Consider the following 23730-nt stretch of genomic DNA (forward strand, 5'->3'; position numbering starts at 1 on the left):
TTCTTTTATTTTATATGGCCGCCAAGAAGCTTGGCTCGATGTTTGGCAGTCCCGCCAGAGGTGTAGGAAACAGCACGCAGCAGGGAGGCAGGACCGTAACGGTTGCGGATACTGTCAACCACATAGCCGATTTTTCTCTTTTTCCAGCTGTTTGTATCAAATAAATCGAGCTGAACCTCTGTATCCTTCTCGAGCTTTCCGAGAGAAAGGGAGATTTGCCGCACAGTCTGGCCATTATAGTTCTCCCGCATCAGCTCCAAGCAGACACGGTATATATCCATCGTGATATTAGTCGGCTTGTCAATTGTCCGCGACCGATGGAATCCGCCGCCGAACTCCTCTTTGCTGTAGGCCAGGCTAAAGCTGATAGTTCTTCCTGCATGGTGGTGTGCCTTCGCTCTTTTTGCCACCTCTTCACATATTTCCAGAATGACCGATTTAATTTCGCTCTCATCCTTATAGTCGCGCAGCAGAACTTGGCTTTTTCCGTAGCTGATCTGGCCCTGCATAATCGGTGCACCGACTTCGGATAAATCAATTCCCCAAGCATGGTGGTAGAGCTGATTGCCCATTATGCCAAATTTTTTCTCCAACAAGGCCAAATCATAGCGGGCAAGCTGACCGACAGAAAATATCCCCATACTGTGCAGTGTTTTTTCCACACGGCTGCCAATGCCCCACATTTCCCGGAGCGGGGAAACAGGCCACAGCTTTTCTGGAATGTCTTCATACGTCCAGCTTGCAATGCCGTTCGCTGTCTTTTTTGCAGACAAATCAAGGCAAAGCTTTGCCATCAGCATGTTAGGGCCGATGCCAATCGTTGACGGCAAGCCGAAATCTAAAAGGATATCCTGCTGGATTTGCCTCGCTATTTCCTCTGGTGTGCCCCAAATTTTCTCAAGGCCGGTTACATCCAGAAAGCTTTCGTCCACAGAGTATGTATGAACGGCTGATGGCGGAACATATCGGAAGAACAGCTTCGTAATCTCTGTTGATACACGGACAAACAAGCCCATGCGCGGATTAAAAATTTTAATTTTTGGATCGTCAGGTATCTCGAAAAGCCTGGAGCCGGTTTTAATTTTGAAATCTCGTTTCATGGCAGGAGATGCTGCGAGGACGACACTGCCTGTGCGATCTGTATTGCCGACAACTGCAAGATGGCAGGTGAGGGGGTCCAAGCCTTCATGAACGGCGATAATGCTTGCGTAAAAGCTTTTCATATCCACGCACAGAATCGAGCGGTTTGGAAATTGAGTATAATCAAACACACGAAAGCATCTCCTTTTTTAATCTTTTTGAATGTTTACTAAGCTGCGGAAAGGAATCTGATGAATATTGTCTGAATCATCCTGAATGCGAATTTCCTGTTTCAGATGATCAATATATACGACATGGCCGCTGACATGCCGGATTTCACCATTTTTGAAAACCTCACAATGAAGGCTCCAGCCGTGTTCCATGCTTTCAAGGATAAGCAGCTCCATTTCGCGGATCTGGTCCTCGTCAAGGATAGGCTGGGTTAGTTTCTTATCTTCTGCCAGCGCTTCTTTAACGCTTTGGACATGCTCTGGCAGCATCATTGCTGTCCATTTAATCGCCCCTCTGTCTCGTATCATGAAAATCATCTCCTTATAGTGTTTAATATATCAGAACAAACGTTCGTAATCAAGAAGGCTTCTAAAAAAGTCTTACATGTAATATTAGGAAAGCAGCAGAAATCATGCTGGAAAAGGAAGGAAGCAGCTTGAAAATAATTTTACGCATTCAATGACTAATAAAAGACAGCATCAAAAAAGTTCGCAGCAAAGGTTTCAAAAAAGGAAGTTAACTTCTATAAATAAGCAATTGTTTGTCAAATGGAAAACGAAGGAATGGATAAACCAGTAATTCACGCCAATTGCTATTAGAAAAGCTGAAGCGTGCTTTCCGTGCCGCTTCCGATGTTAAACAGGTGGAAATTCGTACAGCAGAGGTGAAAAGCCAGCAATATAATTTTTTACCGATTATTGTAAAAACAGGAAGATGTGTTATAATCTTATTAACCAATGGTCAATAAAAGGAGCAGCATATGTCGCCCAGAAAAGCAGGAACACAAGAATTAACGAGGGATATTATCGTGCAAAAGGCAAGGAGTCTGTTTGTGGAAAAAGGTTATCAAGAAGTTTCCATGCGCAGCATTGCAAAGGAGCTTGCCTGCAGTCACGGTGCTATCTACTATCATTTTAAAAATAAGGCAGAGCTTTTTTATGCAATAGTCGATGAAGGGTTTGCTGTATTAAATCAGCTTATTGAGGAAACGTTACATGGAAAGGAACAAGATATGAAAAAGCTGCACAAGCTGATGCTCAGATTTATTGAATTTGGCCTCGACAATCAAAGTCAATATGAAATGATGTTTATGCAGCGGGAGAGGGAAGTGGACAGTTTATCACGGGAAGCTGCCAATCTTTCTTATGAAAAGTTTGCTAAGGCTATTCAAGCTCTTTCAGCCAACAGGCTAAAGTTGAGCGGGATCTGGTCTGCATTTTTGTCACTTCATGGCTTTGTTTCCCATTATCACGGTGTTGTCGGTGGATTTGCAGAAGCAAAAACGGCTGCAGAATATCATGTGCAATTCCTTATACAAGGCTTGGAAAGTCATGCATAGTTTTAGCTCTTCCATGAGCTAAAACAATTTTTTTACTTTTAATTGACCAGTGGTTAATAAAACGGTTAAGGGAGAGAAGGGCATGAAAAAAGTGTTAGTAGCAGGAGCAACAGGTGGAATGGGGTATGCACTCGTACAAGAGCTTAGACGCAGAAATATTGAAGTAATTGCCTTTGCCAGAGGCGAGCAAAAGCTTAAAGAACTATTTAACAATATGCCAGGTGTAGCGGTGCGAGCAGGGGATGCTTTATTGGAGAAAGATATCATTCATGCAGCAGACGGTGCTGATGTGTTGTTCCATGCTATTAGCTTCCCTTATCAAGAATGGGAGACGACACATCCGCTCGCACTAAAAAACATGCTGAGAGCAGCAAAAGGTCAAGAAGCTAAATTTGCACTTGTTGATAACATCTACGCTTACGGCAGGCAAACAGACAGTCCGATAGATGAGGCTGCGAAAAAAGAACCGCATACGAAAAAAGGCAGTATTCGTCTGGAGATGGAGAATGTAATCAAGACGAGCGGTGTGCCATATCTGATCGTTCATATGCCGGATTTCTACGGACCAAATGCGGGAAATACAGTGCTTAATGAAACATTAAAAAACGTTGCCTTAAATAAAACCGCCAATTTTATCGGCTCTCCTTCACTAGCAAAGGAATTTCTGTTTACAGAAGACGGGGCAAAGGCAATGATAGAGCTTGCCTTACGGGAGAATGCTTACAATCAGAATTGGAATATTCCCGGCGTGTCCCCAATAACAGGCAATGAAATGAAAGATCTCCTACAAACGGAATGGAATTACAGCAAAAATTTTAGAACTGTATCAAAAACAATGATTAAGTTCATGGCTTTGTTTAATCCGTTCATGAAGGAATTGATTGAAATGATGTATCTGTACGAACAGCCAGTACTATTAAGCGGTAAAAAATATGAAGAACAAATTGGCCCGCTTGCGAGAACCTCTTACAAACAGGGCATAAAAATAACGTTGGACTACATGAAAAGCAATCGTTAACAAGCTAGAAAGGGGCTAAAAAGAGTTTTTCACACAGCTTTTTTTGCAGTCCCTTTTTTATAAGTTTAATACCACAAAAAATGGCTCTTTCTTTGAAACTTCGACAAGAAATAAAGGCAGAGCACCAGATAATTGTAAACATTTAGTAGCAAGTCAGTGTTTTTTTGCCAGATTTGCTGGAAAAATGGCGGAAAGATTGCGATAAAAGCATATTGACGCTCAAAAAAGAAAGCGTTATCATTAACTCAACATAAAGCCCTTACCCACAAGAAATTACTCATCTTAGTCTCATGTAAGTTCATGCCTCTTCTCTTTTTTCAATTCGTGTACGTTCACAATTTTAACCTTCACTTTATTCACGTTCTCTGTTACCTATCATTTTTTTGAAAGTATGTTATTAGCACTGGTGATTGTATATGTAGAATGGACATGGTTTTTCGTGTACGTTCACATTTTACATATAAATATTAATCTTAAAAAAGGAGGTAAAAACATAGAACCGCTTTAGCTGTTTGTTCAAACGCCAAAAAATTTATTAGTGGGGGAAAACAAGATGAAAAGATTAGGGTATGGTTTTCTTGCAGCATCACTTGCCGCTCTTGTTTTAGCAGGCTGTTCAAACAAAGAGGAAGAAGCAGCCGTCACAAAGGATGGGAAGCCGCAGCTTACAGCACTTATAACAAAGCATCCATTAACACAGGATGTGAATAAAATTGAATGGCTTCAAGATGTTGAAGAACGCCTCGGTATTGATATTAAATGGCAGGAAGTAACAGCAGATTGGGATCAGAAGAAGGGCGCACTGCTTGCCGGCGGTGATGTACCCGACTTGATCATCGGTCCTAATGCAATTACAGACGCTGATTATGTTCAATTTCCAGGATTGTTTGAGGACTTATCTGATGACGTTGACTCCAGTCTGCCGAACGTAAAGGCAATGTTTGATGCAAAGCCGGAAACAAAAGCGATAGCGACACAGCTTGACGGGCAAATTTACGGACTTCCAAAATATCAGCGATTCTGGCCGGGAACTGCGACAAGGCAATTCATCAACCAAGATTGGCTCGATAATCTCGGCTTGGAAATGCCGACAAATTGGGATGAATTATATATAGTCCTAAAAGCATTCAAAGATGAAGATGCGAACGGTAATGGCGACAAAAACGATGAAATCCCGTTAGACTTTTCACCTACAGGTACAACTGGATTTGGATTCTTTCAGCCGACAGTCCTCTTAGGAAGCTTTGGCATTACACTGACAGATGCCAGCGGTGCAGGCTACTATGCAGAAGACGGCAAAGTGAAGAACTTCCTGACAGACGAGCGCTATAGGGAGCTTGTTGAGTTTTTGCATAAATGCTATGCAGAAGGCTTAATCAACAAAGAAGTATTCACACAAGACTATACGAAATACCAATCTGTTGCCCGAGGCGATAAAGAGACAGCTAGAGTTGGATATACGTTTGGCTGGGAAGTGACAGACAGATTCGGAAATGAGCTGGCACCACAGTATGCTTCTATGGCGCCATTGCAGGTAACAGCAGATGCTAATGAGCAAGTGTCATGGGATTACGACTATAACGGTCTTAATTACGGTGTTAACATGATTACTTTATCTTCCCAGTCGAAGAATAAAGAAGCTGCATTGAAATTTATTAATGAGCTGTACGATCCTAAAGTGAGCATGCAGGTTCTGTTCGGTTCACTCGGAACTAATATTGAGGAAAATGCAGACGGAAGCTACAAAGTTTTGCCGCCTAAGGATGCGAACATGGATCCAGGCACTTGGAAATGGACAACAACATGGGCAGACAACGGACCAATGTATGTGGCAGATGATATTAAGCTGGAGCTTGGCACAGATATGCAGTCAGTCGGCAAGCAAACAGAGCCTCTGCAGCCGGCACTTGATGCTATTGATGTGGAAAATGATGTTCTTCCTAGCATGTTTATTAAATACAGCAAAGAAGACAACTCCAAGCTAAGTCTTAACAATACAAACCTAATGAATCTAGCGATGGCGAAATATTCGCAATGGATTACAAAAGGCGGAATTGAAAAAGAGTGGGACGCTTATTTAGAAAATGTGGAAAAAACAGGCTTGCCGGAAAATCTTGAAATCATGCAGAAATATTATGATGACTACAAAAAGAATCAATAATCACCTATAAAAGAGGAAGGATGCAGACTGCATCCTTCTATAAAGGAGGTACAGCTTGTGGCCGTAGTTAATCCGGAAGCAAAAAAAGCAGCGCCAGGCTTCCAATCGAAGCCGACAAAAAAACGGAATATCTTGCAGAGCTTGAAGCGAGATTACCAATTGTGGATTATGATTCTGCCTGCTATAGTCATCATTTTCATCTTTAATTATATCCCTATGTACGGCGTGCAATTGGCATTCAGAGAATATGACTTTACGAAGGGAATCACTGGCGGTGAGTGGGTCGGTCTTCATTACTTCAAGGAATTTATCAACAGTTACATGTTTGCTGACTTGATGAAAAACACTGTTGTAATCAGTCTTGCGACCATCATCCTTGGATTTCCTGCACCGATTATTCTTGCTCTTATTATCAATCAAGTAATTTGGAAAAGATGGAAGAAAGCAATTCAAACGACCGTTTATTTGCCTCACTTCATTTCCCTTGTAGTTATGGTCGGCCTGCTTAATGTGCTATTGTCGCCAAACTCTGGAGTGGTCGGCCATATTTTGGCGACCTTCGGCTGGGACATTAACCTCCTCGCTTCTGAAAAGGCGTTCGTGCCTGTATATGTTCTTTCTGATATTTGGCAGCATGCAGGCTGGAACAGCATCATTTACTTAGCAGCCCTGGCAAGTGTTGATCCGCAGCTCTATGATTCTGCTAAAATCGACGGAGCCAGCAGATGGCAGACAATCAGATATGTAGATTTGCCGGCGATTGTGCCAACCATGATTATCTTGTTCATCTTAAGTATGGGGAATATTCTTAACACCGGATTTGAGAAAATATTTTTAATGCAGAACCCTCTTAACCTCCCAGTCTCGGAAGTTATTGCGACATATGTATACAAAATCGGGATTATCTCGAATCAGTTCAGCTATTCAGCAGCGATTGGGCTTTTTAATACGCTCATCAATTTCGTATTCTTGATCGCCATGAACTATATCGCCAAGAGATTTTCCAATATAAGCTTATGGTAGGAGGGAAGTCATGAAGTTATTCAGCACAAAAGGCAAAACGAAGAGTGATATCGTTTTTGATACGATCATTTTGATTTTATGTGTATTTATCTTCTTACTTGTCGCTTATCCATTGTATTTTGTTGTCATCGCCTCTGTGAGTGATTCAACCTTAGTTGCCACAGGACAAGTGACTCTATATCCGAAAGGCTTCAGCTTATTCGGTTATCAAGAGATATTTAATGATTCAAGAATATGGATCGGCTACAAAAATACGATTATCTATACGGTTGTAGGAACATTTGTAAATCTCCTGTTTACATTGCCTGCAGCATACGTGCTCTCACGGCAGGATTTCAAGGCAAGACGTTTTTTAATGTTTGTGTTTGTTGTGACGATGTTCTTTAATGGCGGACTTATCCCAACATACTTATTGATGAAGGAGCTAAGTTTAATCAACAATATGTGGGTATTCATCCTGCCGTTTTCAGTCAATGTGTTCAACCTGATTATTACAAGAACCTTCTTTGAAAGCTCACTGCCGAAAGAACTGTTTGAAGCAGCACAAATGGATGGCTGTACACATTTTCAGTTTTTCGGGAAGATAGCGCTGCCGCTTTCAAAAGCAGTTATTTCTGTTGTAGGTCTTTACTATTTGGTTGGCCATTGGAATGATTTCTTCACAGGCTTAATCTATATAAGAGATTATAGTCTGCAGCCGCTCCAAATCGTCTTAAGAGATATTCTCCTATCAAATCAGGTATTTGCTGAAGGAGCAGGCTCAGGCGGTGCTGCCGGCGGCTATGCACAGAAATATGCAGATCAGATTAAATATGGTGTCATAATCGTGTCCACACTGCCAATCTTAATTATCTACCCATTTATTCAAAAATATTTTGAAAAAGGGGTTATGATTGGTTCTGTGAAAGGCTGATAGAGGCAGTTGTTCATGACGATCACTAATAATAAAGATAAGGAGAAATGTAATGGAATTATATGTATAATAGAATGATATAAAAGACAATTATTTGCATAGTTTCCGAGTATGCCAGGCATTCCTTCTAACAGAATGCCTAGGCTGCAAGGAGATAAAATGGAGGCATTATGAGGGTTACTATCAAGGATATCGCCAAGCATTGCGGGGTGTCTTCAGGCACTGTGGACCGGGCATTAAACAATCGTCCGGGTATAAAAGAGAAAACAAAGCAAAAGGTGTTACAGGCAGCAAAGGAATTGAAATATCGTCCAGACTTCACAGCGCGAAGCCTTGTAAAGGGGCGGACAATGACACTTGGGATAGTGCTGTTTGATTTGTACAACCGCTCGTTTGCACAGCTGTTAAACGCAGTCGAACTGAGGGCAAGGCAATACGGTTATTTTTTATACATAGCACTCACAGATAAGGATATGGAAAATGAAAAGCAATGCATTGAGTATTTGGCCAATCATAAAGTCGACGGTATCATCCTTTTCTCGGTCAATAAAGGTAAGGAGTTCGAGGAGTATCTGCAGGGACTGTCGATTCCGATTGTTACGATTTTTAATTACTTGTCGGCAGATTGGGAATATATCGGCATACCAGAGCGGGCAGCGATGAGAAATGGTGTCAGTCACATTATCAGTAAAGGCTATAAGCAGTTTATGTATATCTCGCCTCCTTTAAAATACGCAGGGCTGACTAATATTTACACACAAGAAGAGCGCCTCCAAGGCTTCCTTGAGGCATTGTCTGCGGAAAATCTGACAGAAGCAGAAATTATTAGACATAATGATTATCTTGCAGACTTAGATACAATTGATTTTCGCAGTCAGGCCAAGACAGCGATCGTTTGCTCCTGTGATTTATACGCGCTAGAAGTGATGCGTTTCTTAAAAAAGAAAGGCTACCAGATTCCTGAAGATGTAGGAGTAATGGGCTTTGATAATATTGATGTGCTCAAATATATTACACCGTCGCTCACGACGATTGAATATCCTGTGGAGGATATCGGTTATAAAGCAGTCGAGAGCATTGTTCATAAAATCGAAAATGGCAGTTACATAGGCACAGAGACAACAGAGCTATCGTACAGATTTATCGCCGGAGAATCAACCTAAAGCAAAATTCAAAGAAAAGAGGCTGTTGCTATGAATATTATCGACAGTAAATTTTATGGTGTAATTGATAAACTATCGAATCTCTTCATCCTCAATCTTTTCTGGCTTTTGTCCTGCATCCCGATCATTACAATCGCACCGGCTACGAGCGCTATGTACAGTGTCGTCAGGCAGTGGAAAGTCAACGAAGATAATAGTGTTGTCCGCAATTATTTTCATTATTTTAAAGAGAACTTCAAGCAAAGCATCTCGATTGGTGCCATTGTGGCCGTTTTGCTAAGCATTTTGTTTTTTAACTTCTTTTATTTAAACCAAGATGCTACCTTTATGAAAATAGTAATGACCGTTCCATTATTATTGGTCAGCTTCCTCTTTTTAGCGACATTTTTCTATATCTTTCCGCTGATTTCTCATTATCGCTTGCCGATAAAGGCGGCTTTAAGAAATTCCTTGCTGCTGTCGATGATGAATATTCATATAACTATCTTGATTCTGGCGATGTTCGGTTTATGCAGTGTTATTCTCTTTTATATTCCGTTTACAGGCATCATCCTCTTCAGCACCGCCGCACTCTTGCATTACAGCTTATGCCACAAAGTGTTTGCGAGGATGGATGAAACGAAAATATTATCATAACATAATGTTTATTTGGGGAGAGGTGACTCTCTCTTTTTTGCATTTTAAGCGTTATAAGCAAATAAGTTTTTTTCAGTTGGGGAAATTGTTACTATAATATAGAATCTATTGTCAGAAAGGATTATTACAATGTCTAACATAAATATACCAGTCTCTGTCTTGAACTTGGCGCCAATTCGCCTTGGGCAGGGAGAAAAAGAAGCAATTGACGCAATGGTTGATTTAGCACAAGCAACAGAAGAAATGGGCTATTCACGCTACTGGATTGCAGAGCATCATAACTCGCCAACATTAGTGAGCTCTGCCACGTCTCTTTTAATTAAACATACATTAGAACACACGAAGAAAATCAGAGTTGGGTCTGGGGGCATTATGCTACCAAACCATTCTCCGCTCGTTGTTGCAGAGCAGTTTGGCACAATGGCTGTTCTTTACCCAGACAGACTGGACTTAGGTCTTGGCCGGGCACCGGGCACTGATATGAAAACAGCCAGTGCATTAAGAAGGTCCGCTCATGATTCTGTCTATACCTTCCCAGATGATGTGCAGGCATTGCTGACATATTTCGGTCCTGAAGAAGAGCAAGGCTATGTGCGCGCATACCCAGGAGCAAATAAAAATATTCCAATTTACATTCTTGGTTCATCCACTGATTCTGCCTACCTTGCTGCACAATTAGGATTGCCATATGTATTTGCATCCCATTTTGCACCAAGACAGATGGAAGAAGCGATTTCCATTTACAGAAGAAGATTCCAGCCATCTGCCTATTTAGCTGAACCATATATGATGGTTTGTTTAAATGTTATTGCTGCAGAAACAGACGAGGAAGCAAAAAAAGAAGCAACAACGATGCAGCAATTTTTCTTAAATGTTGTCAGAGGAACACGGACACCGTTAAGCCCGCCTGTGGAAAGCATGGACGCAATCTGGAGCCAAATGGAAAGAGAAATGGCAACCTCCATGTCCAGCATGGCATTTATCGGCAGCAAAGAATCCGTCAAGGAACAGCTTGAAAGCTTCCAAGAGAAGTATAATGTTAATGAGATTATGGCCGTTTCTTACATGTATGATCTTAAAAAGCAAATCCGCTCCTACGAAATCTTTAAAGAAATCGTGGACGGACGCTAATAAAAAAAAGCAGACCTTCAAGTTAATGAAGGTTTGCTTTTTTTACTTGTTAAACCAAAGCGGTTCTTTATCATCCACATCGCCATTATAATTAATTAATATTTCTTCTCCTGCTGTAATATCCTTATAAGCAAAGAAATCAAATGTATGCTCGTCAAAATTAATTTCATAAATAGCGTTTGGTTCGTAAGAATGGTTAAACAGCATGCCATAGCCAAGTAATATCGCAGTATGATTTATTCCATATTCAAAGGCATAATCGGCAAGCAGTGTTTTTTCAATATGCTCATGCTGTTCATTCGGATAAGAAATGACGGGAGCCTTATGGATTAGCTCACCTTTTTTGATGTTTTCCGTAGCGAAAACACCTCTGTTGAATTCCCCATCACTTAATGGAGATACTTTTACTTCAATCATAATTGTCTATTGCTCCTTTACAGTTGTCACTTAACTGTACCATTTATTGCTGCTAAAAGAAATCAAGAACGCAAGTAGTGGAGTAATTTTATTCAAAAATGAACAATCCTAGTCCAGATAGATGAACAAATTCTATAATTGCAGTATAAGAATATAATAGTATCAATTAAAAGAAAAACCATTGATATAAAGGGATTTTACTTCATTTGTAATGAGTGGGAAAAGTGGGAAGATAGATGGATTGTTACCCAAATGTTACCTCAAAAACTAACAGTAGGCTACCCTTCACTTTTAAATTTTAAGAGAAAGATAGCCTACTGTTAAAATTTATGTTTAATCTTGAGATAAATAATTCAAAGAACCTTCTGTTATTTTTTCTAGATTAATAGGATTTTCAGCCATGTTCTCTATTATCCATTGGTAAATAGGAATATTATCTTTCATACAATTCTCTTTCAAATAGTCTTCAGAAAAAGCACTTAGTTCCTTTGAAATAAAAAATTCTACTTTATGATTAACTGCTGGCTTAAATTCAATCATAGTACTAGCAAGGAACAGCAACTCTTCCTTTTCTTCAGCAGATATATTTTCATATGTAATGACTCTCGCCACAATTAAATTACGAAAATCATCCCAATCCTCTAAAAAAACAGGATTTAAGAATTCGAAGTCTTTTGGGGTACCGGCTCTTTTCAAATCTTCAAGATATAAATACCCTATTAATCGACCACATCCTTTTTTCTCCTCGTTGATTGCAAAAATTATATGTTGACTCATATTTAATTCTAGCTGAAGATAATATCGTTTATTAAGCAAAAAAATCCTCCTTTTTAAATCAATAATAAGAATGCTCCCCAAGCTGCAATCGAGCTAGTCGCAAATATAACTAATCCTACCACTGCTACAAATATACCAATAGCAATAATTATATCGGTTGTCTTTTTTAAATTTAGTTTCTTTGATTTTATTTGGGATTTTGCCTTTTGGATTTTTTTTGCATCTTCTTGCCCCTTCTTATAATCTTTCAATCCTTTTACCTTTTTTTGGACACTATTTGGAATACCAGAAGAACTCATTGTTTTTTTATGGGATTTTGTACCCAATACGCTTTCTGCCCCTTTAACTCCCTTATTGTTCTCCACATGAACATGAGGTAATCCCTCTCCAGTATGCGGCTTATCTACTCTGGCTCTCCAGCCTCCTCCTAAGTTATGCGTCTGTCCATATCCTCTAGCTAAAGCCATACTTTCATAATCTTCAAGAGTAAAGTATGATGCTGCATCTATACCTAATTTTGCAAGCTCAGTTTCGAGTACTGCAACATCCTCTTCTGAAATGTCTTCTTGATTAACTATACTACTAATATTAATTAATGCTAACTGTTCATCTGTTATTGTAACAGTTGCATACGACCTAGTTGGAGATAAGGCACCTCCAATTGATAGTACAACAAGTAATACTATTACAATTTTCTAACTCTTTTCATCGTAATTTTTCTCTCTCCCTCTTTAAACTTTTCGTAAAAAATTTAATTTACGTGCTTTTGCGAGCGAAAGAGAACTACCTAAACCATTGAATGAGCGTGTTAAATTATTGGAACTCTCCTTTATAGACTGGGAACAGGAAGTAAATGTAAAAATCACACATGTCTATCAAGAGAATAGAACACTCAAAATGGTTATAAATAGCTTAGAAAAGCGATTAGTACAATTAGAGGAACAGCCTAAGCGTAAAGGGTTATTTGGACGGAAAAATTGAGAACGACAAGCCCACAGATTTGGGGCGAGTGCTAAACACAGAGCCCCAAAATCTGTGGGAAGCGTAGGCGGTCGAAAATTTTTCAACACCACCCTCTAACACTAGGTGGAATCTCCTGTAAATGTTGGTTTACAGCAAGTTAGTTATTGTAAAAACTAAGAAATTAAAAAATGAAAAGGGGGTGATATAAATTGCAACACGAAAAGGATTAATTGCGGTTGTCGATTGGCTACAAATTCAAACAGTTGGAATGGAGCTTAAAAATATTGCTCGCAATATTTTGGGTATACCAGAAGAATATTTCAAGCTTGAAAAAGGGAGGTTGCAACATTACAACTATGACTGTTGCTATCGGTTCGGGGATATTCGTATCTACGATTACCTTGAGGAAGTATATACAGATAAAATGATTGTTCTTAGTGGTAGTGCCTGTGAGTTTCTTCGGGAGGTATGGTTGAAACAAAAAAAGCTATCTTTCAAAACATTCATGAAAAATCTACTAATCTTTGAAGATAGGGTGACTATAACACGAATTGATGTAGCCATAGATGACTTCAATCAAACACCATTTTTTACACCTATACAACTCACTAGAATTTGCAAAAAGAAACAATTCGTTTATGGAAGAAGTACAAGTTACCTCCCTTACGGAGATAAACAAACAGGATCTACTCTATATTTGAAGCCACCAAGTGCCGATGACCGTTTGAAGTTCTACGACAAACAAGCAAAGCTTGCAAAAAAGCAAGGGATAAGAAAGAAGGATTTATCACCACAGATACGAACAGAAACCTTATGCAGACGCGAAAAAGCGCATCACTTCTTTCTAACATATGTGAACGGTGAAAAATCTTTACTTGAATTGTTCCAAGGCTATCTAAAAGTGAAACATCAAAGGTATCATTTGAGTTATTTGTAGAAAATGTTGTTCTTCCTCATTTTAAGCGAGGTTTAAAAAAAGGAACTTATCAGCAAAAAAAAGGTCATTGTCGTCATATAAAAAGATATTTTAAGGGAAAAACGTTTCAAGAGATAGAACAAAAAGATATTGCGAATTTCCGAAGCTACTTGATGGATTTGAAGAATTCACATGGAGAACCATTATCCTCTATGTATCTCAATCTAGTATTAAGTACATTAGGGCAGATTTATGATTTAGCATGTGAACATGATGTAGTGAAGGAGAATATCGCCCAAATATCAAGGGGTTGCGGCAAATAACAAAAAAAGTTCAATATTGGACATATGAAGAGTTTCAACGCTTTCTGTCTGTTATTGAGGGGAATAGCTATCTTGGTTGTTTAAAAAGAACAGGATTCTACTTTTTATTTTTCACTGGTTTACGGATAGGAGAAATGATGGCAAGAAAATGGACGGATATTGATTGGGATAATCAGTCTATTTATGTAGATAGCACTCTCTATTACCGAAATAAGGAAAACTGGTCGGCAAGTACAAAAGATGGAACAAAAACAGCTAGTAGTACAGGTTGGGTCAAATTAACCCCGAAAATTATAGAAATGTTGAAAGAATGGCGTGAAAAACAACGTGATATATTTGGAGACATACCCTATATATTTATGTGTGATGGGACGATGTATACACCGACAAGATGGAATTGTTGGAAAACAACTTTAGTAAAGAAGTGGAATAAGACAGCGAAAGAAAACGAGGTATTAGAAAACATTAGAGTACATGATTTGCGAGATAGTCATGGAATGTGGCTACTAAGCCAAGGGATAGATATTAAAACGATTCAAAAGCGATTGTGTCATGCGAAGGCGACAACAACCATGAATTATTATTTGGATAGGTTACCCGAAAATGAAGAAAAGGTACTCCAAGGATTTAAAAAGTAGATGGTTACTCTTTTTGTTACCTCGTAAGGGGATAGAATCCTTCTAATCATTGGTATTCAAGGATTATTGCGGAAATCGTTAAAATTGCGGTATAATATTATTCGTCTTAGCAATGATTTAGCATTGCTTGAAAGAAGAAATTTACTAAAAAAACGCTTATAGGCATTGATGTGCCGCCCAGAAGTTATCTATAATAGATAATGGATGGAAAAACCAGAAAGAGAGTGTTCAAAATGGGTCGTAAATGGAATAACATTAAAGAGAAAAAAGCATCAAAAGATGCAAATACTAGCCGTATATATGCAAAGTTCGGCCGTGAAATTTATGTAGCAGCAAAACAAGGCGAGCCAGATCCAGAATCAAACCAAGCGTTAAAGGTAGTTCTAGAGCGCGCAAAAACATATAGTGTACCAAAAAACATCATTGATCGTGCCATTGAAAAAGCGAAGGGCGGATCAGAAGAAACATATGATGAGCTTCGCTATGAAGGATTTGGTCCGAACGGATCGATGGTAATCGTTGATGCTCTTACAAACAATGTAAACAGAACAGCTTCAGATGTTCGTGCCGCATTCGGTAAAAACGGCGGAAACATGGGTGTGAGCGGATCTGTTGCTTATATGTTTGACGCAACAGCGGTTATTGGTGTTGAGGACAAAACAGAAGAAGAAGTATTAGAGTTATTGATGGAAGCTGATGTAGATGTTCGTGACATTATTGCAGAAGAAGACTCTGTTATCGTTTATGCAGAGCCAGACCAATTCCATGCTGTGCAAGAAGCATTTAAGACTGCAGGTGTAACAGAGTTTACTGTAGCAGAATTAACAATGCTTGCGCAAAGTGATGTAACGCTTGATGAAGAAGCACAGGCAAAATTTGAAAAAATGATAGATGCTCTAGAAGATTTAGAGGATGTTCGCCAAGTTTATCACAATGTTGACTTAGGAGAATAACAACTTAAGCCTTTCTCGTTTTAAGAGAAAGGCTTTTTTATTGCTGCGGCATGCAGCAGTAGTGCATGTAACAATTTGAACTTTCTGGCATTATCGCTAAAGAGATACAAAAAATTTAAGACCATTAAGCAGGCTTTTAAGAGGGAGAGTGAAAATAGTGAACCGTCATTTTTTTGCTTTCGGAAGCGGACCGCCTTTTACAGACAAATTGGCTGAAAAGTATATCGAGCTGACTAGCGGGGGACCGATTGCTATTATTTTAGTAGAACGGGAAGATTGGCAATCTTTTATGCCTAACTATACGAAGCGACTAATAGCAAGTGGTCATGACAGATTTTCCTATATTCCGCTGCCAACTATTCAAGAGAAACAAGCAGTAGCAGAAATCAAAAAAAGCGGAGGTATCATTCTGTGCGGCGGAGAGACTGACCGTTATGCAGACTATATTGTCGATACAGCAATAGGTGCCGCTATTAAAGCAGTGTATGACCAAGGAGTACCAGTTGCGGGATTTTCAGCAGGAGCTTTAATCAGTCCACAACAAACAAGCATATCAGCTAAAGACAATAGAGAGAATGCCTTTGTCGAAAGAAAGGGCATCGGACTATTAGAAAATATTTTTTTAGCAGTTCATTTTTCAGAGTGGGATGAGGAAAGCCATTTACAGCAACTAGCAGCAAAGCATCCATCCTCTATTCATTACGGAATCGATGAAAACACAGGGGTGTATTTTCATAATGGCAGATTGGCGACAACCGAAGGCAGGGGAGTTTATCAAATGGTAGACGGCAAATGCAGGAAGCTGCCTGGATAAAAAAATAGAGAGTACGAATGTACTCTCTAACGATTCTTACTTTTCAGCTGCTTCATTGACCATTTCCAATAATTCATCATAGCTGTTGCCTTCAAATTTTACTCCATTAACATAAATGGATGGCGTGCCAGTAATGTTCAAGCTTTTCACATCATCCATATCATCTTGGAGAGAACTTTTGTATGTTTCATTTTGGAAGGCCTCTGTTACTTTCGTAGCGTCTTCATCAGATGCACCAGCATCCTTCAAACGGTCTGTTAAGAATTCTTCCGTATACGTTTCGACTGTTTCATTGTCAGGCTGATTAGCGTAGACAGAATCATGGAATTTCCAGAATATCTCATCACCAAGTTCATTAAAAACAGTTTCGCCGTACAAGGCAGCAGTCGTAGAATCTGCATGAATAAACGGATAGTTCATGTAATAGAATTTAGCTTTACCAGTGTCGATCAAGTTTTCCTTTAAAACTGGGAAAAAGGACTCGTTAAAGTTTTTGCAGACAGGACAGCGGTAGTCCCCAAATTCAACGATGCTCACGCTCGCTGATTCTTCACCTATAACAGGCTGATTGTCATAATCAAAATCAAAGCCTTCTTCAGGCAAATTTGCTAAGATGATAAGCCCTGCGATACATGCGACAACGATGCCGATGATCCAATAAATGAAACTAGAAGGCTTGTTTTTTTTAGATTGCATGTTATTTTGTTTTTTCTTCGTTTTTGCCACAATGACTTCTCCTTTTATTTACCAAGCTTTTTAAACATTCTGTTCTTTCCTCTTACTAGATAGTATAACATTTTCTACAGCATATGCCTGTTCTTTATTTAAAACTAATAGCAGAGACATTGCAAGCAAAGCCAAATCGAATTCATATCCGCCGACAAATCCATTTTGCAGATTAACTGTTGCAATTGCGACTACCATGATAGCAGCAAATAATGCAGCAATGATTCTTGTAGCAAGACCAAGAATAATAAGAGCACCGCCGATTAATTCTATACCAGCGACAATGTAAGCAGAGAAGCCTGGTAAACCTAAACTGCTGAAGAAGCCAGCTGTATTTTCCAGTCCTCCTTGGAATTTAGACAGTCCATGAGCGAAAAATATCGCACCTAAAACTACTCGAATAATAGCGATTCCGATATTTGCGTTTTTCATTTTTATTTGCCTCCTTATAATTATTGTATATAAAACACCACAACAGCAGTGTGTATATTAAATAGATTTTATACACTACATTGTGTAGTGTAATAGCTTAAAAAAAATTAGTAGCGCAGCAATTGTGCGAAGATTGCATTAAGCAGGACGAAAATAGATAGGGATGCAGCAGCATTTAATAGCGGCCATTTAATTCGATTGCTAGTATTTGGCTCAATCATGTTTTGAATACGGTAGTTTACAGAGCCATCTGCAAAGGAAACAAAACTTGCCGATTTTAGTTGCGTACTGTTAATCATTTTCAAAAGGGCGCTTGATATATGCAGGCGCTGTCCGCTTTTTTCAATAGCATAATTATCTGCGAGTACTTCTCGAACAATTGAAAATTGCTGTGCCAGCCATTTCAAGATAGGAAGGAACCAAAGCACCTTCGCAAAAAGCTCCATAATATAGGTTTTTCCTGGGTCTAACTGATTTAAGTGATGAAATTCATGATAAATCACAGACTCAATCTCTTCATCAGATAGAATTTCCCATAAGCCGGTTGACAAGACAATCTTTGGCTTAAAAAACCCAATTGTAATCGCAAAAGGCTGTTCAGATTGGATGACTTGAATACGGTCTGTCTCATACCGATTATTCCATTTACGGCTTAACTCTTCTATTGCCAATCCACTCATTTTCTTTTTAAGGTTGTGCAGCTTTTTTATCTGTATGGTGCAGAACCACAGAGAATGCAGGATGGTAAATAAGACAAATGCAAGGAGAATATACTCTAGAAATGGAACGCCAAACATTTCAAACAGCGCTTGGCAAGCTTGGAACAAGTTAAAACCAACGTCAAAATTACTTGTGAGCGAATAAATATACCAAATCATCTGAATAAGAATACTGCTGCTAATCATTATGCTGATCAGCAGCAGGCCAATAGCATAATTTCTCGTCATCTTATCGATCCTTTTTTAAATCTTTTATTTTTTGTTCCAGTTTTGCTACTAAACCTTCATCGACATTTTGCAGTGCATCAAGCATATGGTTGACAACGACACTAGATCCGAACTCATCCATCAGCTCATGTGTAAGCTCCTTTGATTGCTTATTTAAGAAGTCATCTCTAGTGAGAATCGGCGAATAAAGGGATGTTCTCCCTTCATGGCGCTTTTGCAAAAATCCTTTGTCTGTTAAACGGTTCATGACCGTCATGACGGTATTAAAGCTTACAGTCTTGTCAGGTTCTAAGTATAATTGCACCTTTTTTATGGAAAGCTCATCTTTTTCCCAAAGCAATTCCATAATTTTGGCTTCTAAAGGGCCAAAAAAACGATTTAATCCTTTTTCATGCACTTTGAATTTATTAATTCTCATGATAGTTGCACCTCACACTACATATTGTAGTGCAGTAAATTGTGCATAGTCAAGGAATCAGGTGCAGTGTAACAAAACAGTAAATAAATCGTAATAACTAAAAACCTTAAAAGAGCACACCATCAGCAGTGTTTAACAAGATGTGTGCTCATCCTATAGAAGTGATTTACAAAACAAGCTGGAAAAGTGCCTCATCTTGTTCGATGTCTTCTGAATAATTAATTCCTAAGTAAGAGAAGCCAATTCTGCCTAGAACATTTAAAGCATGTCTATTTTCAACACTTGCTTTGGCGATGATACTTTTTGGTTCATACACTTCTGCTGCATATTGAATACAAGCAACAGCTGCTTCAGCTCCGTATCCTTGCCCCCAAACATCTTTAATAAAATGGAAGATAAGCTCGATGTCCTCTGATTTTGCTTCTAAATCAAAACCTGCTGCACCGATGATTCGTCCTGTCGCTAATTCTTCTACAGCATATACAGAAACACCAAAATCCTGGTGTGTTTGTTCATAGAAATGAATAACTTGCGGCAGTAAGGCTGCCTCAATGCTTCCACCTGTATAAGCCATAACTTCTTCACTGCCCCAAAATGACTCGCATGCTTTTAGGTCCTCATCAGTCAAAAAGCGGAAGCCAAGCCTTTCACTTGTAAATAGATAACTCATATTTAATACTCCTTCAAACAATAAATGGGATATACATAGAGTAGCAGAAGTCGAACCATTCGTCCAAAGGAAAAGGGCAACCTTAAAGTCAGTAATTTTGGAGGTGGTGAAAAAGAAAAAAATATGTTAGCATTTTGCAGTATGCTCAAGTATCTTATCAGCCAATTCGGTTATGTCGCCTTCATACATGTGAAATTGAAGAGAGGCTTGAATATATTCATTTTGTTTCACTTCGTCATCGCTTAGCTGTAACTCTGCAGACCAATGGATGGTTGGAATTGCTACTATAACTCGTCCATCTTCCGTACGGGTTATATAAAGCTCCGTATCTTTCTGGCCTAAATTTGTGTCTAATACAATAGCCATAGGATTACCTCCTTTTGGGATTACAGACAATTATACGCTTCTTTAAATACCATATCTTGCATATTTGGCAAATTTAATCAAATTGTAAAGGAATTTGCCGAAATATAATAAAACCGATATATTATCCATGTTTATTTTTGCCTGTTTAACAGGTAAAGAGGGAGCAGACAATAAAGTGCTAAAAGATTTGGCCGAAACACCATAACCTAGGCGTTTAGCGGTATCCGGTTGGCGGAGCCGGCCATATAAATATGAAAAAGGTGATAGCTTATAAAAAATTTATGGAAGTTACTTTCTTTTGCCGGAACGGTGTTACTGGTCGGTTTCTTGTTATATGAACTCGAAATTTTTCATGCAATCAGAAACGGGAAGCTGGAGGAATTTACAGCTTATTATCGAAATAACGAGATTTATGCACTTATTTTAAGTTTAATTATCATGATTGTACAAAATAGCTTTACAATCATACCGTTAATTCTTGTCATTACCATTAATTACTATGCCTTTGGCTTTTTTTATGGATTTCTTTGGAGCTGGGTATCAAGTATTATTGCGGCAGTTGTTGTATTTATAGCTGTTCGCTATTGGTTTCAGGATTTTGTCCAAAAAAAAGCGCATGGCGAAGCACTTAAGAAGATCGAGGATAAAGGTGGTCATTATGTGTTTTATGCACGGATATTTCCGCTTTTCCCTACAAGCATATTAAATATATTGGCTGCAGTAACAACTATCTCTCTTAAAGGGTTTGTAACAGGAACAGCTATCGGTAACTTTTTGTACTTTTTTGTTTTGTCTTTAATACCATACGGCTTTTTGTCAACCGATATTAATCCGATTTTAATCGTACTGATCATCGTAGTAATTACAGCCGGCCTTTATTTCGTGCAAAAGCAAAGGAAAAATAAAGTAAAAACTTCATCTAATCCAAAATAAGTAAAAGCTGCCGGAAAATTTTCAGGCAGCTTTTGACATTTTTGGTGAAAAAGTTGAAACTATATAAACAGTTAATCCGTATAACAATAAAAGGAGGCTGAAAATTATGTATATTGTTATCTTGTTAGTCATTATTCTGTCAGTTATATCTCTATTTACGAACAGCTCAAAGGCATCCAAGCGTTCCCGATCTTCTCATGCAAGCTATACGCCTTGGGACTTACCTAATAATGGTTTCCATGATGGAGGACATAGCTTTCATTCTTCCAATGATTGTGGTCCATCTTTCGGAGATGGTGGCAGCTGTGGCGGTGACGGCGGCGGAGGAAGCTCGTAATTTACGAAAAAGTCCAGTTTTTACTGGACTTTTTTTGTTTTTATAAATCCTGTTATTAAATAAGGGGAGGAAAAAGGAACAGCAATAAAGAAGTGTAGTAAGATTACAATCTGTTAGCGGAAAGCAAGAAAAAACAGGCAGGGAAATACCAGAAAAAGCTAATATAAAATAAAAGGATGTGATGTAAGTGACATGGCTGGAAGGATTGCAAAAGGCGCTTGATTATATCGAGGATCATCTTGATGAAGAGCTTTCGACAGCAGCAATTGCTAAGCAGGCTTGTCTGTCTTCATTCCACTTTCAGCGGACGTTCTCTGTACTGACAGACACAACTGTCGGAGAGTATATCCGGAGAAGGCGGTTGTCTGCTGCCGGGCAGGAGTTGATGAATAAAGATTTAAGAGTGATTGATGCAGCAATCAAATATGGTTATGAGTCTCCTGAGGCATTTACGAAGGCTTTTCGCAAGCAGCACGGAATAACACCAAGCGCTATCCGCAAGGGAAAGGGGAAGCTTACGATTTACAATCCTTTTGCTATACAAATCGTTTTGAAGGGAGCAGAACCAATGAATGTAAAGATTGTCCATATGGATGAGTTTCAAGCAATTGGGAAAAAGCAGTCCTATTCGTATAAAGAGGGAGAGAACCTGAAGGGAATTCCGCTTTTTTGGGAGGAAGCTAATCGTGATGGCACGATTGATTCCCTTGCAGAATGGAATGATGGTTGTGTTAAAGGGATACTGGGAATTTGTGCGGAGATTACTAGCTCAACTAAAGATATGGATTACTGGATTGCAGTAGCCACAACGAAAGACAAGGCAGAAGGATTTGAAACCATCACTATTCCACAATCAAAGTGGGCTGTGTTTGAGGTACATGGACCAATGCCTCATAGTATACAAAACACGTGGAAGCAAATATATGCAGAGTGGTTCCCGAAAAGCGGCTATATCCAAACAAACTCGCCACAGCTTGAGGTGTATGGAGAAGGAAAGCCGGATAGTGAAGATTATTATTCAGAAATATGGATTCCAGTTGACAGATCATAAACTTTAGAGGAAAAGAAAGGAGAACAGATGTATTCATTATTCCAATATAATTGGCAAGTGCGAGATGAATGGCTGAAGTGGTGTGAAACCTTGCCGGAAGCAGAGCTCCTCCAGAAAAGAACGGGAGGAGTGCAAGGAATTCTCGTAACACTCGTTCATATTATCGATGTAGAATATAGCTGGATAGCAGCTCTTAGCGGCAAGAATGCAGATGAGTTTACGCTGGTTGACTATAACAGTCTTTTGAAGGTAAAGACATTATCGGATAGAATGAAGCAGGAGATAGAGGAGATACTGACAGCACAGCTTGCTAAAGACCTGCATGAGCATATTAAAGTACCATGGAATAAGGAGACATTTACAAGAGGCGAAATTATTAACCATTGTATCGCCCACGAGATTCATCATATCGGCCAGTTGTCTGTGTGGGCCCGTGAACTAGGAATAGCGCCAGTTAATCCTAATTTTATCGGCAGAGGATTATTCTAAAATAAAAAGTTAAGTAAAAGTTAAGACTCTTAACTCATAATGAACCTACATTATGAATTAGGAGAGAAAATAAATGAAAAAACTACAACATTTCGCGGTAATTGCCGCTATGCTATTATTGCTTGCACAATCAGTACTAGGAATCACATCTTACTTCAGCTCAGGATCTGTTCCAGATGGAGCACAGATGGGAGGACAAGCACCAAGTATGCAAATGAATGGAAGCAGTACCGACACGTCAAGTACTAATACAGCACAAAGCACAGATACAAGCACAACAGATACAGAAGCTTCTACTGACAGCACAACTTCTGGTTTTGATCCAAGTCAGGGAGGAAATATACCTGCCATGAATGGCACAAATGGTCCTGGAGCAGCAGGTGAGAAGAATATCGGAGAATTAGTACTGAGTATTGCCGGAATAATCTTTTCTGTCGGCGGCTTAAGCATAACTGTGCTTGGGTGGAGAAAGCCGAAAAATACAGCACAAGCACCAATTGTCTAAACAAAAAAAGCATTTCGTTCTATATACGAAATGCTTTTTTGTTATGGATTAATGGCGATAATACGGTGGATAGTAAGGATAATAATGGTAAAATGGGTTTGGACTCATATAGGCAGGAAACTGCTTATATGGATAGATAATAGTTGGATTACCTGCACCGAAGCCTGATGTTGGTGCCACAAAGCCAGTCAATGCTCCAGGCATGTGTGCGGCTACGGGTGCAACATGTACACCTGCTACTACAGGTGCGCCCCCATGCAATCTTGTTGTACGATACACTGTCATTTTCCCCTCCTTTACCGATACTTTATGAAGGTGGTGGATAATGGGTGATAGGTTATCAGATAGAACTTATACTAA

Annotated in this window: 32 protein-coding genes; 20 read left to right on the forward strand and 12 right to left on the reverse strand. The window is 39.1% G+C overall.

Going from position 1 to position 23730, the window contains the following annotated elements; all coding sequences use genetic code 11:
- Positions 1-5 precede the first annotated feature (5 nt).
- Together MKX82_RS08320 and MKX82_RS08325 are read right to left on the reverse strand one after the other, a co-directional pair.
- Positions 6-1223, reverse strand: a complete 1218-nt coding sequence (locus tag MKX82_RS08320) for a Y-family DNA polymerase (RefSeq protein ID WP_445738841.1) — start codon at positions 1221-1223, stop codon at positions 6-8.
- A gap of 66 nt (positions 1224-1289) precedes the next feature.
- Positions 1290-1619: a YolD-like family protein gene (locus MKX82_RS08325; protein WP_341076346.1), complete on the reverse strand. Its 330-nt coding sequence runs from the start codon at positions 1617-1619 to the stop codon at positions 1290-1292.
- A 281-nt stretch (positions 1620-1900) separates the two neighbouring features.
- On the opposite strand from MKX82_RS08325, the gene MKX82_RS08330 reads away from it, so the two are divergent.
- From MKX82_RS08330 to MKX82_RS08370, 9 genes are all read left to right on the forward strand, one after another.
- The gene (locus tag MKX82_RS08330; RefSeq protein WP_341076348.1) at positions 1901-2059 is read left to right on the forward strand and encodes a hypothetical protein; all 159 of its coding nucleotides are present in this window, start codon (positions 1901-1903) and stop codon (positions 2057-2059) included.
- Positions 2060-2071: 12 nt separating this feature from the next.
- Positions 2072-2650: a TetR/AcrR family transcriptional regulator gene (locus MKX82_RS08335; RefSeq protein WP_251647135.1), complete on the forward strand. Its 579-nt coding sequence runs from the start codon at positions 2072-2074 to the stop codon at positions 2648-2650.
- Positions 2651-2732: 82 nt separating this feature from the next.
- Positions 2733-3668 (forward strand): NAD(P)H-binding protein, encoded by a 936-nt coding sequence (locus MKX82_RS08340; RefSeq protein ID WP_341076355.1) that lies wholly within the window; start codon positions 2733-2735, stop codon positions 3666-3668.
- 553 nt (positions 3669-4221) lie between these two features.
- Positions 4222-5829 (forward strand): extracellular solute-binding protein, encoded by a 1608-nt coding sequence (locus MKX82_RS08345; RefSeq protein WP_233314203.1) that lies wholly within the window; start codon positions 4222-4224, stop codon positions 5827-5829.
- A 168-nt stretch (positions 5830-5997) separates the two neighbouring features.
- Positions 5998-6852, forward strand: a complete 855-nt coding sequence (locus MKX82_RS08350) for an ABC transporter permease (RefSeq protein ID WP_233314768.1) — start codon at positions 5998-6000, stop codon at positions 6850-6852.
- Positions 6853-6862: 10 nt separating this feature from the next.
- Positions 6863-7765 (forward strand): carbohydrate ABC transporter permease, encoded by a 903-nt coding sequence (locus tag MKX82_RS08355; protein WP_233314202.1) that lies wholly within the window; start codon positions 6863-6865, stop codon positions 7763-7765.
- 170 nt (positions 7766-7935) lie between these two features.
- Positions 7936-8928 (forward strand): LacI family DNA-binding transcriptional regulator, encoded by a 993-nt coding sequence (locus MKX82_RS08360; RefSeq protein WP_233314201.1) that lies wholly within the window; start codon positions 7936-7938, stop codon positions 8926-8928.
- Between the two features lie 30 nt (positions 8929-8958).
- Positions 8959-9564 (forward strand): YesL family protein, encoded by a 606-nt coding sequence (locus MKX82_RS08365; protein ID WP_341076359.1) that lies wholly within the window; start codon positions 8959-8961, stop codon positions 9562-9564.
- Positions 9565-9693: 129 nt separating this feature from the next.
- Positions 9694-10695 (forward strand): LLM class flavin-dependent oxidoreductase, encoded by a 1002-nt coding sequence (locus MKX82_RS08370; protein ID WP_233314199.1) that lies wholly within the window; start codon positions 9694-9696, stop codon positions 10693-10695.
- Between the two features lie 42 nt (positions 10696-10737).
- Here MKX82_RS08370 and MKX82_RS08375 read toward each other — a convergent pair whose 3' ends face one another.
- The 3 genes from MKX82_RS08375 to MKX82_RS08385 all read right to left on the reverse strand — a co-directional run bounded on the left by MKX82_RS08375 (position 10738) and on the right by MKX82_RS08385 (position 12356).
- Positions 10738-11112 carry an SET domain-containing protein gene (locus MKX82_RS08375; RefSeq protein WP_233314198.1) on the reverse strand — a complete coding sequence of 125 codons (375 nt, stop codon included), beginning with the start codon at positions 11110-11112 and terminating at the stop codon, positions 10738-10740.
- A gap of 333 nt (positions 11113-11445) precedes the next feature.
- Positions 11446-11928 (reverse strand): hypothetical protein, encoded by a 483-nt coding sequence (locus tag MKX82_RS08380; protein ID WP_233314197.1) that lies wholly within the window; start codon positions 11926-11928, stop codon positions 11446-11448.
- Positions 11929-11942: 14 nt separating this feature from the next.
- Entirely contained in the window at positions 11943-12356 is a 414-nt protein-coding gene (locus tag MKX82_RS08385; protein WP_341076362.1) for a hypothetical protein, read from the reverse strand.
- A gap of 328 nt (positions 12357-12684) precedes the next feature.
- On the opposite strand from MKX82_RS08385, the gene MKX82_RS08390 reads away from it, so the two are divergent.
- The 6 genes from MKX82_RS08390 to MKX82_RS08415 all read left to right on the forward strand — a co-directional run bounded on the left by MKX82_RS08390 (position 12685) and on the right by MKX82_RS08415 (position 16496).
- Positions 12685-12870 carry a hypothetical protein gene (locus MKX82_RS08390; RefSeq protein WP_341076364.1) on the forward strand — a complete coding sequence of 62 codons (186 nt, stop codon included), beginning with the start codon at positions 12685-12687 and terminating at the stop codon, positions 12868-12870.
- A gap of 211 nt (positions 12871-13081) precedes the next feature.
- Complete coding sequence (locus MKX82_RS08395; protein ID WP_341079476.1) at positions 13082-13789, forward strand: replication initiation factor domain-containing protein; 708 nt, start codon at positions 13082-13084, stop codon at positions 13787-13789.
- Positions 13732-14091 (forward strand): phage integrase SAM-like domain-containing protein, encoded by a 360-nt coding sequence (locus MKX82_RS08400; protein WP_341079477.1) that lies wholly within the window; start codon positions 13732-13734, stop codon positions 14089-14091. Before MKX82_RS08395 ends, MKX82_RS08400 begins: the two co-directional genes overlap by 58 nt.
- The gene (locus MKX82_RS08405; protein WP_341076365.1) at positions 14079-14729 is read left to right on the forward strand and encodes a site-specific integrase; all 651 of its coding nucleotides are present in this window, start codon (positions 14079-14081) and stop codon (positions 14727-14729) included. The genes MKX82_RS08400 and MKX82_RS08405 overlap by 13 nt, the downstream gene beginning before the upstream one ends.
- 233 nt (positions 14730-14962) lie before the next feature.
- A complete protein-coding gene (locus tag MKX82_RS08410) occupies positions 14963-15682 on the forward strand; it encodes a YebC/PmpR family DNA-binding transcriptional regulator (protein WP_237941266.1) in 720 nt (239 codons plus the stop codon).
- Positions 15683-15839: 157 nt separating this feature from the next.
- Entirely contained in the window at positions 15840-16496 is a 657-nt protein-coding gene (locus tag MKX82_RS08415) for a Type 1 glutamine amidotransferase-like domain-containing protein (protein WP_233314192.1), read from the forward strand.
- A 36-nt stretch (positions 16497-16532) separates the two neighbouring features.
- On the opposite strand, the gene MKX82_RS08420 is transcribed toward MKX82_RS08415, so the two are convergent.
- From MKX82_RS08420 to MKX82_RS08445, 6 genes are all read right to left on the reverse strand, one after another.
- Positions 16533-17222, reverse strand: coding sequence for a DsbA family protein (locus MKX82_RS08420; RefSeq protein ID WP_233314191.1), 690 nt, complete (start codon positions 17220-17222; stop codon positions 16533-16535).
- A 30-nt stretch (positions 17223-17252) separates the two neighbouring features.
- Positions 17253-17654 (reverse strand): DoxX family protein, encoded by a 402-nt coding sequence (locus MKX82_RS08425; RefSeq protein WP_233314190.1) that lies wholly within the window; start codon positions 17652-17654, stop codon positions 17253-17255.
- 107 nt (positions 17655-17761) lie between these two features.
- Positions 17762-18601, reverse strand: a complete 840-nt coding sequence (locus MKX82_RS08430) for a M56 family metallopeptidase (RefSeq protein WP_341076367.1) — start codon at positions 18599-18601, stop codon at positions 17762-17764.
- A gap of 1 nt (position 18602) precedes the next feature.
- On the reverse strand, positions 18603-19019 hold the full coding sequence (locus MKX82_RS08435) for a BlaI/MecI/CopY family transcriptional regulator (protein ID WP_233314188.1): 417 nt from the start codon (positions 19017-19019) through the stop codon (positions 18603-18605).
- Positions 19020-19185: 166 nt separating this feature from the next.
- Positions 19186-19689, reverse strand: coding sequence for a GNAT family N-acetyltransferase (locus MKX82_RS08440; RefSeq protein WP_233314187.1), 504 nt, complete (start codon positions 19687-19689; stop codon positions 19186-19188).
- 126 nt (positions 19690-19815) lie between these two features.
- Positions 19816-20055 carry a YueH family protein gene (locus MKX82_RS08445; RefSeq protein ID WP_233314186.1) on the reverse strand — a complete coding sequence of 80 codons (240 nt, stop codon included), beginning with the start codon at positions 20053-20055 and terminating at the stop codon, positions 19816-19818.
- Positions 20056-20364: 309 nt separating this feature from the next.
- On the opposite strand from MKX82_RS08445, the gene MKX82_RS08450 reads away from it, so the two are divergent.
- The 5 genes from MKX82_RS08450 (at position 20365) to MKX82_RS08470 (ending at position 23370) form a co-directional block, all read left to right on the forward strand.
- Positions 20365-20988, forward strand: a complete 624-nt coding sequence (locus MKX82_RS08450) for a TVP38/TMEM64 family protein (RefSeq protein ID WP_233314185.1) — start codon at positions 20365-20367, stop codon at positions 20986-20988.
- Between the two features lie 106 nt (positions 20989-21094).
- A complete protein-coding gene (locus MKX82_RS08455) occupies positions 21095-21325 on the forward strand; it encodes a hypothetical protein (RefSeq protein WP_233314184.1) in 231 nt (76 codons plus the stop codon).
- Positions 21326-21512: 187 nt separating this feature from the next.
- Entirely contained in the window at positions 21513-22376 is an 864-nt protein-coding gene (locus MKX82_RS08460; protein ID WP_341076372.1) for an AraC family transcriptional regulator, read from the forward strand.
- Between the two features lie 27 nt (positions 22377-22403).
- Entirely contained in the window at positions 22404-22865 is a 462-nt protein-coding gene (locus MKX82_RS08465) for a DinB family protein (RefSeq protein ID WP_233314182.1), read from the forward strand.
- Positions 22866-22938: 73 nt separating this feature from the next.
- Positions 22939-23370, forward strand: a complete 432-nt coding sequence (locus MKX82_RS08470; RefSeq protein ID WP_341076376.1) for a hypothetical protein — start codon at positions 22939-22941, stop codon at positions 23368-23370.
- 48 nt (positions 23371-23418) lie between these two features.
- Here MKX82_RS08470 and MKX82_RS08475 read toward each other — a convergent pair whose 3' ends face one another.
- Positions 23419-23655, reverse strand: coding sequence for a hypothetical protein (locus MKX82_RS08475; RefSeq protein WP_233314180.1), 237 nt, complete (start codon positions 23653-23655; stop codon positions 23419-23421).
- Positions 23656-23730: the final 75 nt, after the last annotated feature.

Source organism: Niallia sp. FSL R7-0271, from assembly GCF_038005785.1.
GTDB lineage: Bacteria > Bacillota > Bacilli > Bacillales > Cytobacillaceae > Niallia.

Excerpts from the sequence above, each read along its gene's own strand:
- MKX82_RS08430 (WP_341076367.1), bottom strand. The coding sequence starts at position 18,601 with ATGACGAGAAATTATGCTATTGGCCTGCTGCTGATCAGCATAATGATT.
- MKX82_RS08445 (WP_233314186.1), bottom strand. The coding sequence starts at position 20,055 with ATGGCTATTGTATTAGACACAAATTTAGGCCAGAAAGATACGGAGCTT.
- MKX82_RS08365 (WP_341076359.1), top strand. The coding sequence starts at position 8,959 with ATGAATATTATCGACAGTAAATTTTATGGTGTAATTGATAAACTATCG.
- MKX82_RS08435 (WP_233314188.1), bottom strand. The coding sequence starts at position 19,019 with ATGAGAATTAATAAATTCAAAGTGCATGAAAAAGGATTAAATCGTTTT.
- MKX82_RS08325 (WP_341076346.1), bottom strand. The coding sequence starts at position 1,619 with ATGATACGAGACAGAGGGGCGATTAAATGGACAGCAATGATGCTGCCA.
- MKX82_RS08455 (WP_233314184.1), top strand. The coding sequence starts at position 21,095 with ATGTATATTGTTATCTTGTTAGTCATTATTCTGTCAGTTATATCTCTA.
- MKX82_RS08425 (WP_233314190.1), bottom strand. The coding sequence starts at position 17,654 with ATGAAAAACGCAAATATCGGAATCGCTATTATTCGAGTAGTTTTAGGT.
- MKX82_RS08335 (WP_251647135.1), top strand. The coding sequence starts at position 2,072 with ATGTCGCCCAGAAAAGCAGGAACACAAGAATTAACGAGGGATATTATC.
- MKX82_RS08410 (WP_237941266.1), top strand. The coding sequence starts at position 14,963 with ATGGGTCGTAAATGGAATAACATTAAAGAGAAAAAAGCATCAAAAGAT.
- MKX82_RS08340 (WP_341076355.1), top strand. The coding sequence starts at position 2,733 with ATGAAAAAAGTGTTAGTAGCAGGAGCAACAGGTGGAATGGGGTATGCA.
- MKX82_RS08350 (WP_233314768.1), top strand. The coding sequence starts at position 5,998 with ATGATTCTGCCTGCTATAGTCATCATTTTCATCTTTAATTATATCCCT.
- MKX82_RS08385 (WP_341076362.1), bottom strand. The coding sequence starts at position 12,356 with ATGGCTTTAGCTAGAGGATATGGACAGACGCATAACTTAGGAGGAGGC.
- MKX82_RS08370 (WP_233314199.1), top strand. The coding sequence starts at position 9,694 with ATGTCTAACATAAATATACCAGTCTCTGTCTTGAACTTGGCGCCAATT.
- MKX82_RS08320 (WP_445738841.1), bottom strand. The coding sequence starts at position 1,223 with ATGAAAAGCTTTTACGCAAGCATTATCGCCGTTCATGAAGGCTTGGAC.
- MKX82_RS08355 (WP_233314202.1), top strand. The coding sequence starts at position 6,863 with ATGAAGTTATTCAGCACAAAAGGCAAAACGAAGAGTGATATCGTTTTT.
- MKX82_RS08345 (WP_233314203.1), top strand. The coding sequence starts at position 4,222 with ATGAAAAGATTAGGGTATGGTTTTCTTGCAGCATCACTTGCCGCTCTT.
- MKX82_RS08375 (WP_233314198.1), bottom strand. The coding sequence starts at position 11,112 with ATGATTGAAGTAAAAGTATCTCCATTAAGTGATGGGGAATTCAACAGA.
- MKX82_RS08440 (WP_233314187.1), bottom strand. The coding sequence starts at position 19,689 with ATGAGTTATCTATTTACAAGTGAAAGGCTTGGCTTCCGCTTTTTGACT.
- MKX82_RS08360 (WP_233314201.1), top strand. The coding sequence starts at position 7,936 with ATGAGGGTTACTATCAAGGATATCGCCAAGCATTGCGGGGTGTCTTCA.
- MKX82_RS08475 (WP_233314180.1), bottom strand. The coding sequence starts at position 23,655 with ATGACAGTGTATCGTACAACAAGATTGCATGGGGGCGCACCTGTAGTA.
- MKX82_RS08465 (WP_233314182.1), top strand. The coding sequence starts at position 22,404 with ATGTATTCATTATTCCAATATAATTGGCAAGTGCGAGATGAATGGCTG.
- MKX82_RS08470 (WP_341076376.1), top strand. The coding sequence starts at position 22,939 with ATGAAAAAACTACAACATTTCGCGGTAATTGCCGCTATGCTATTATTG.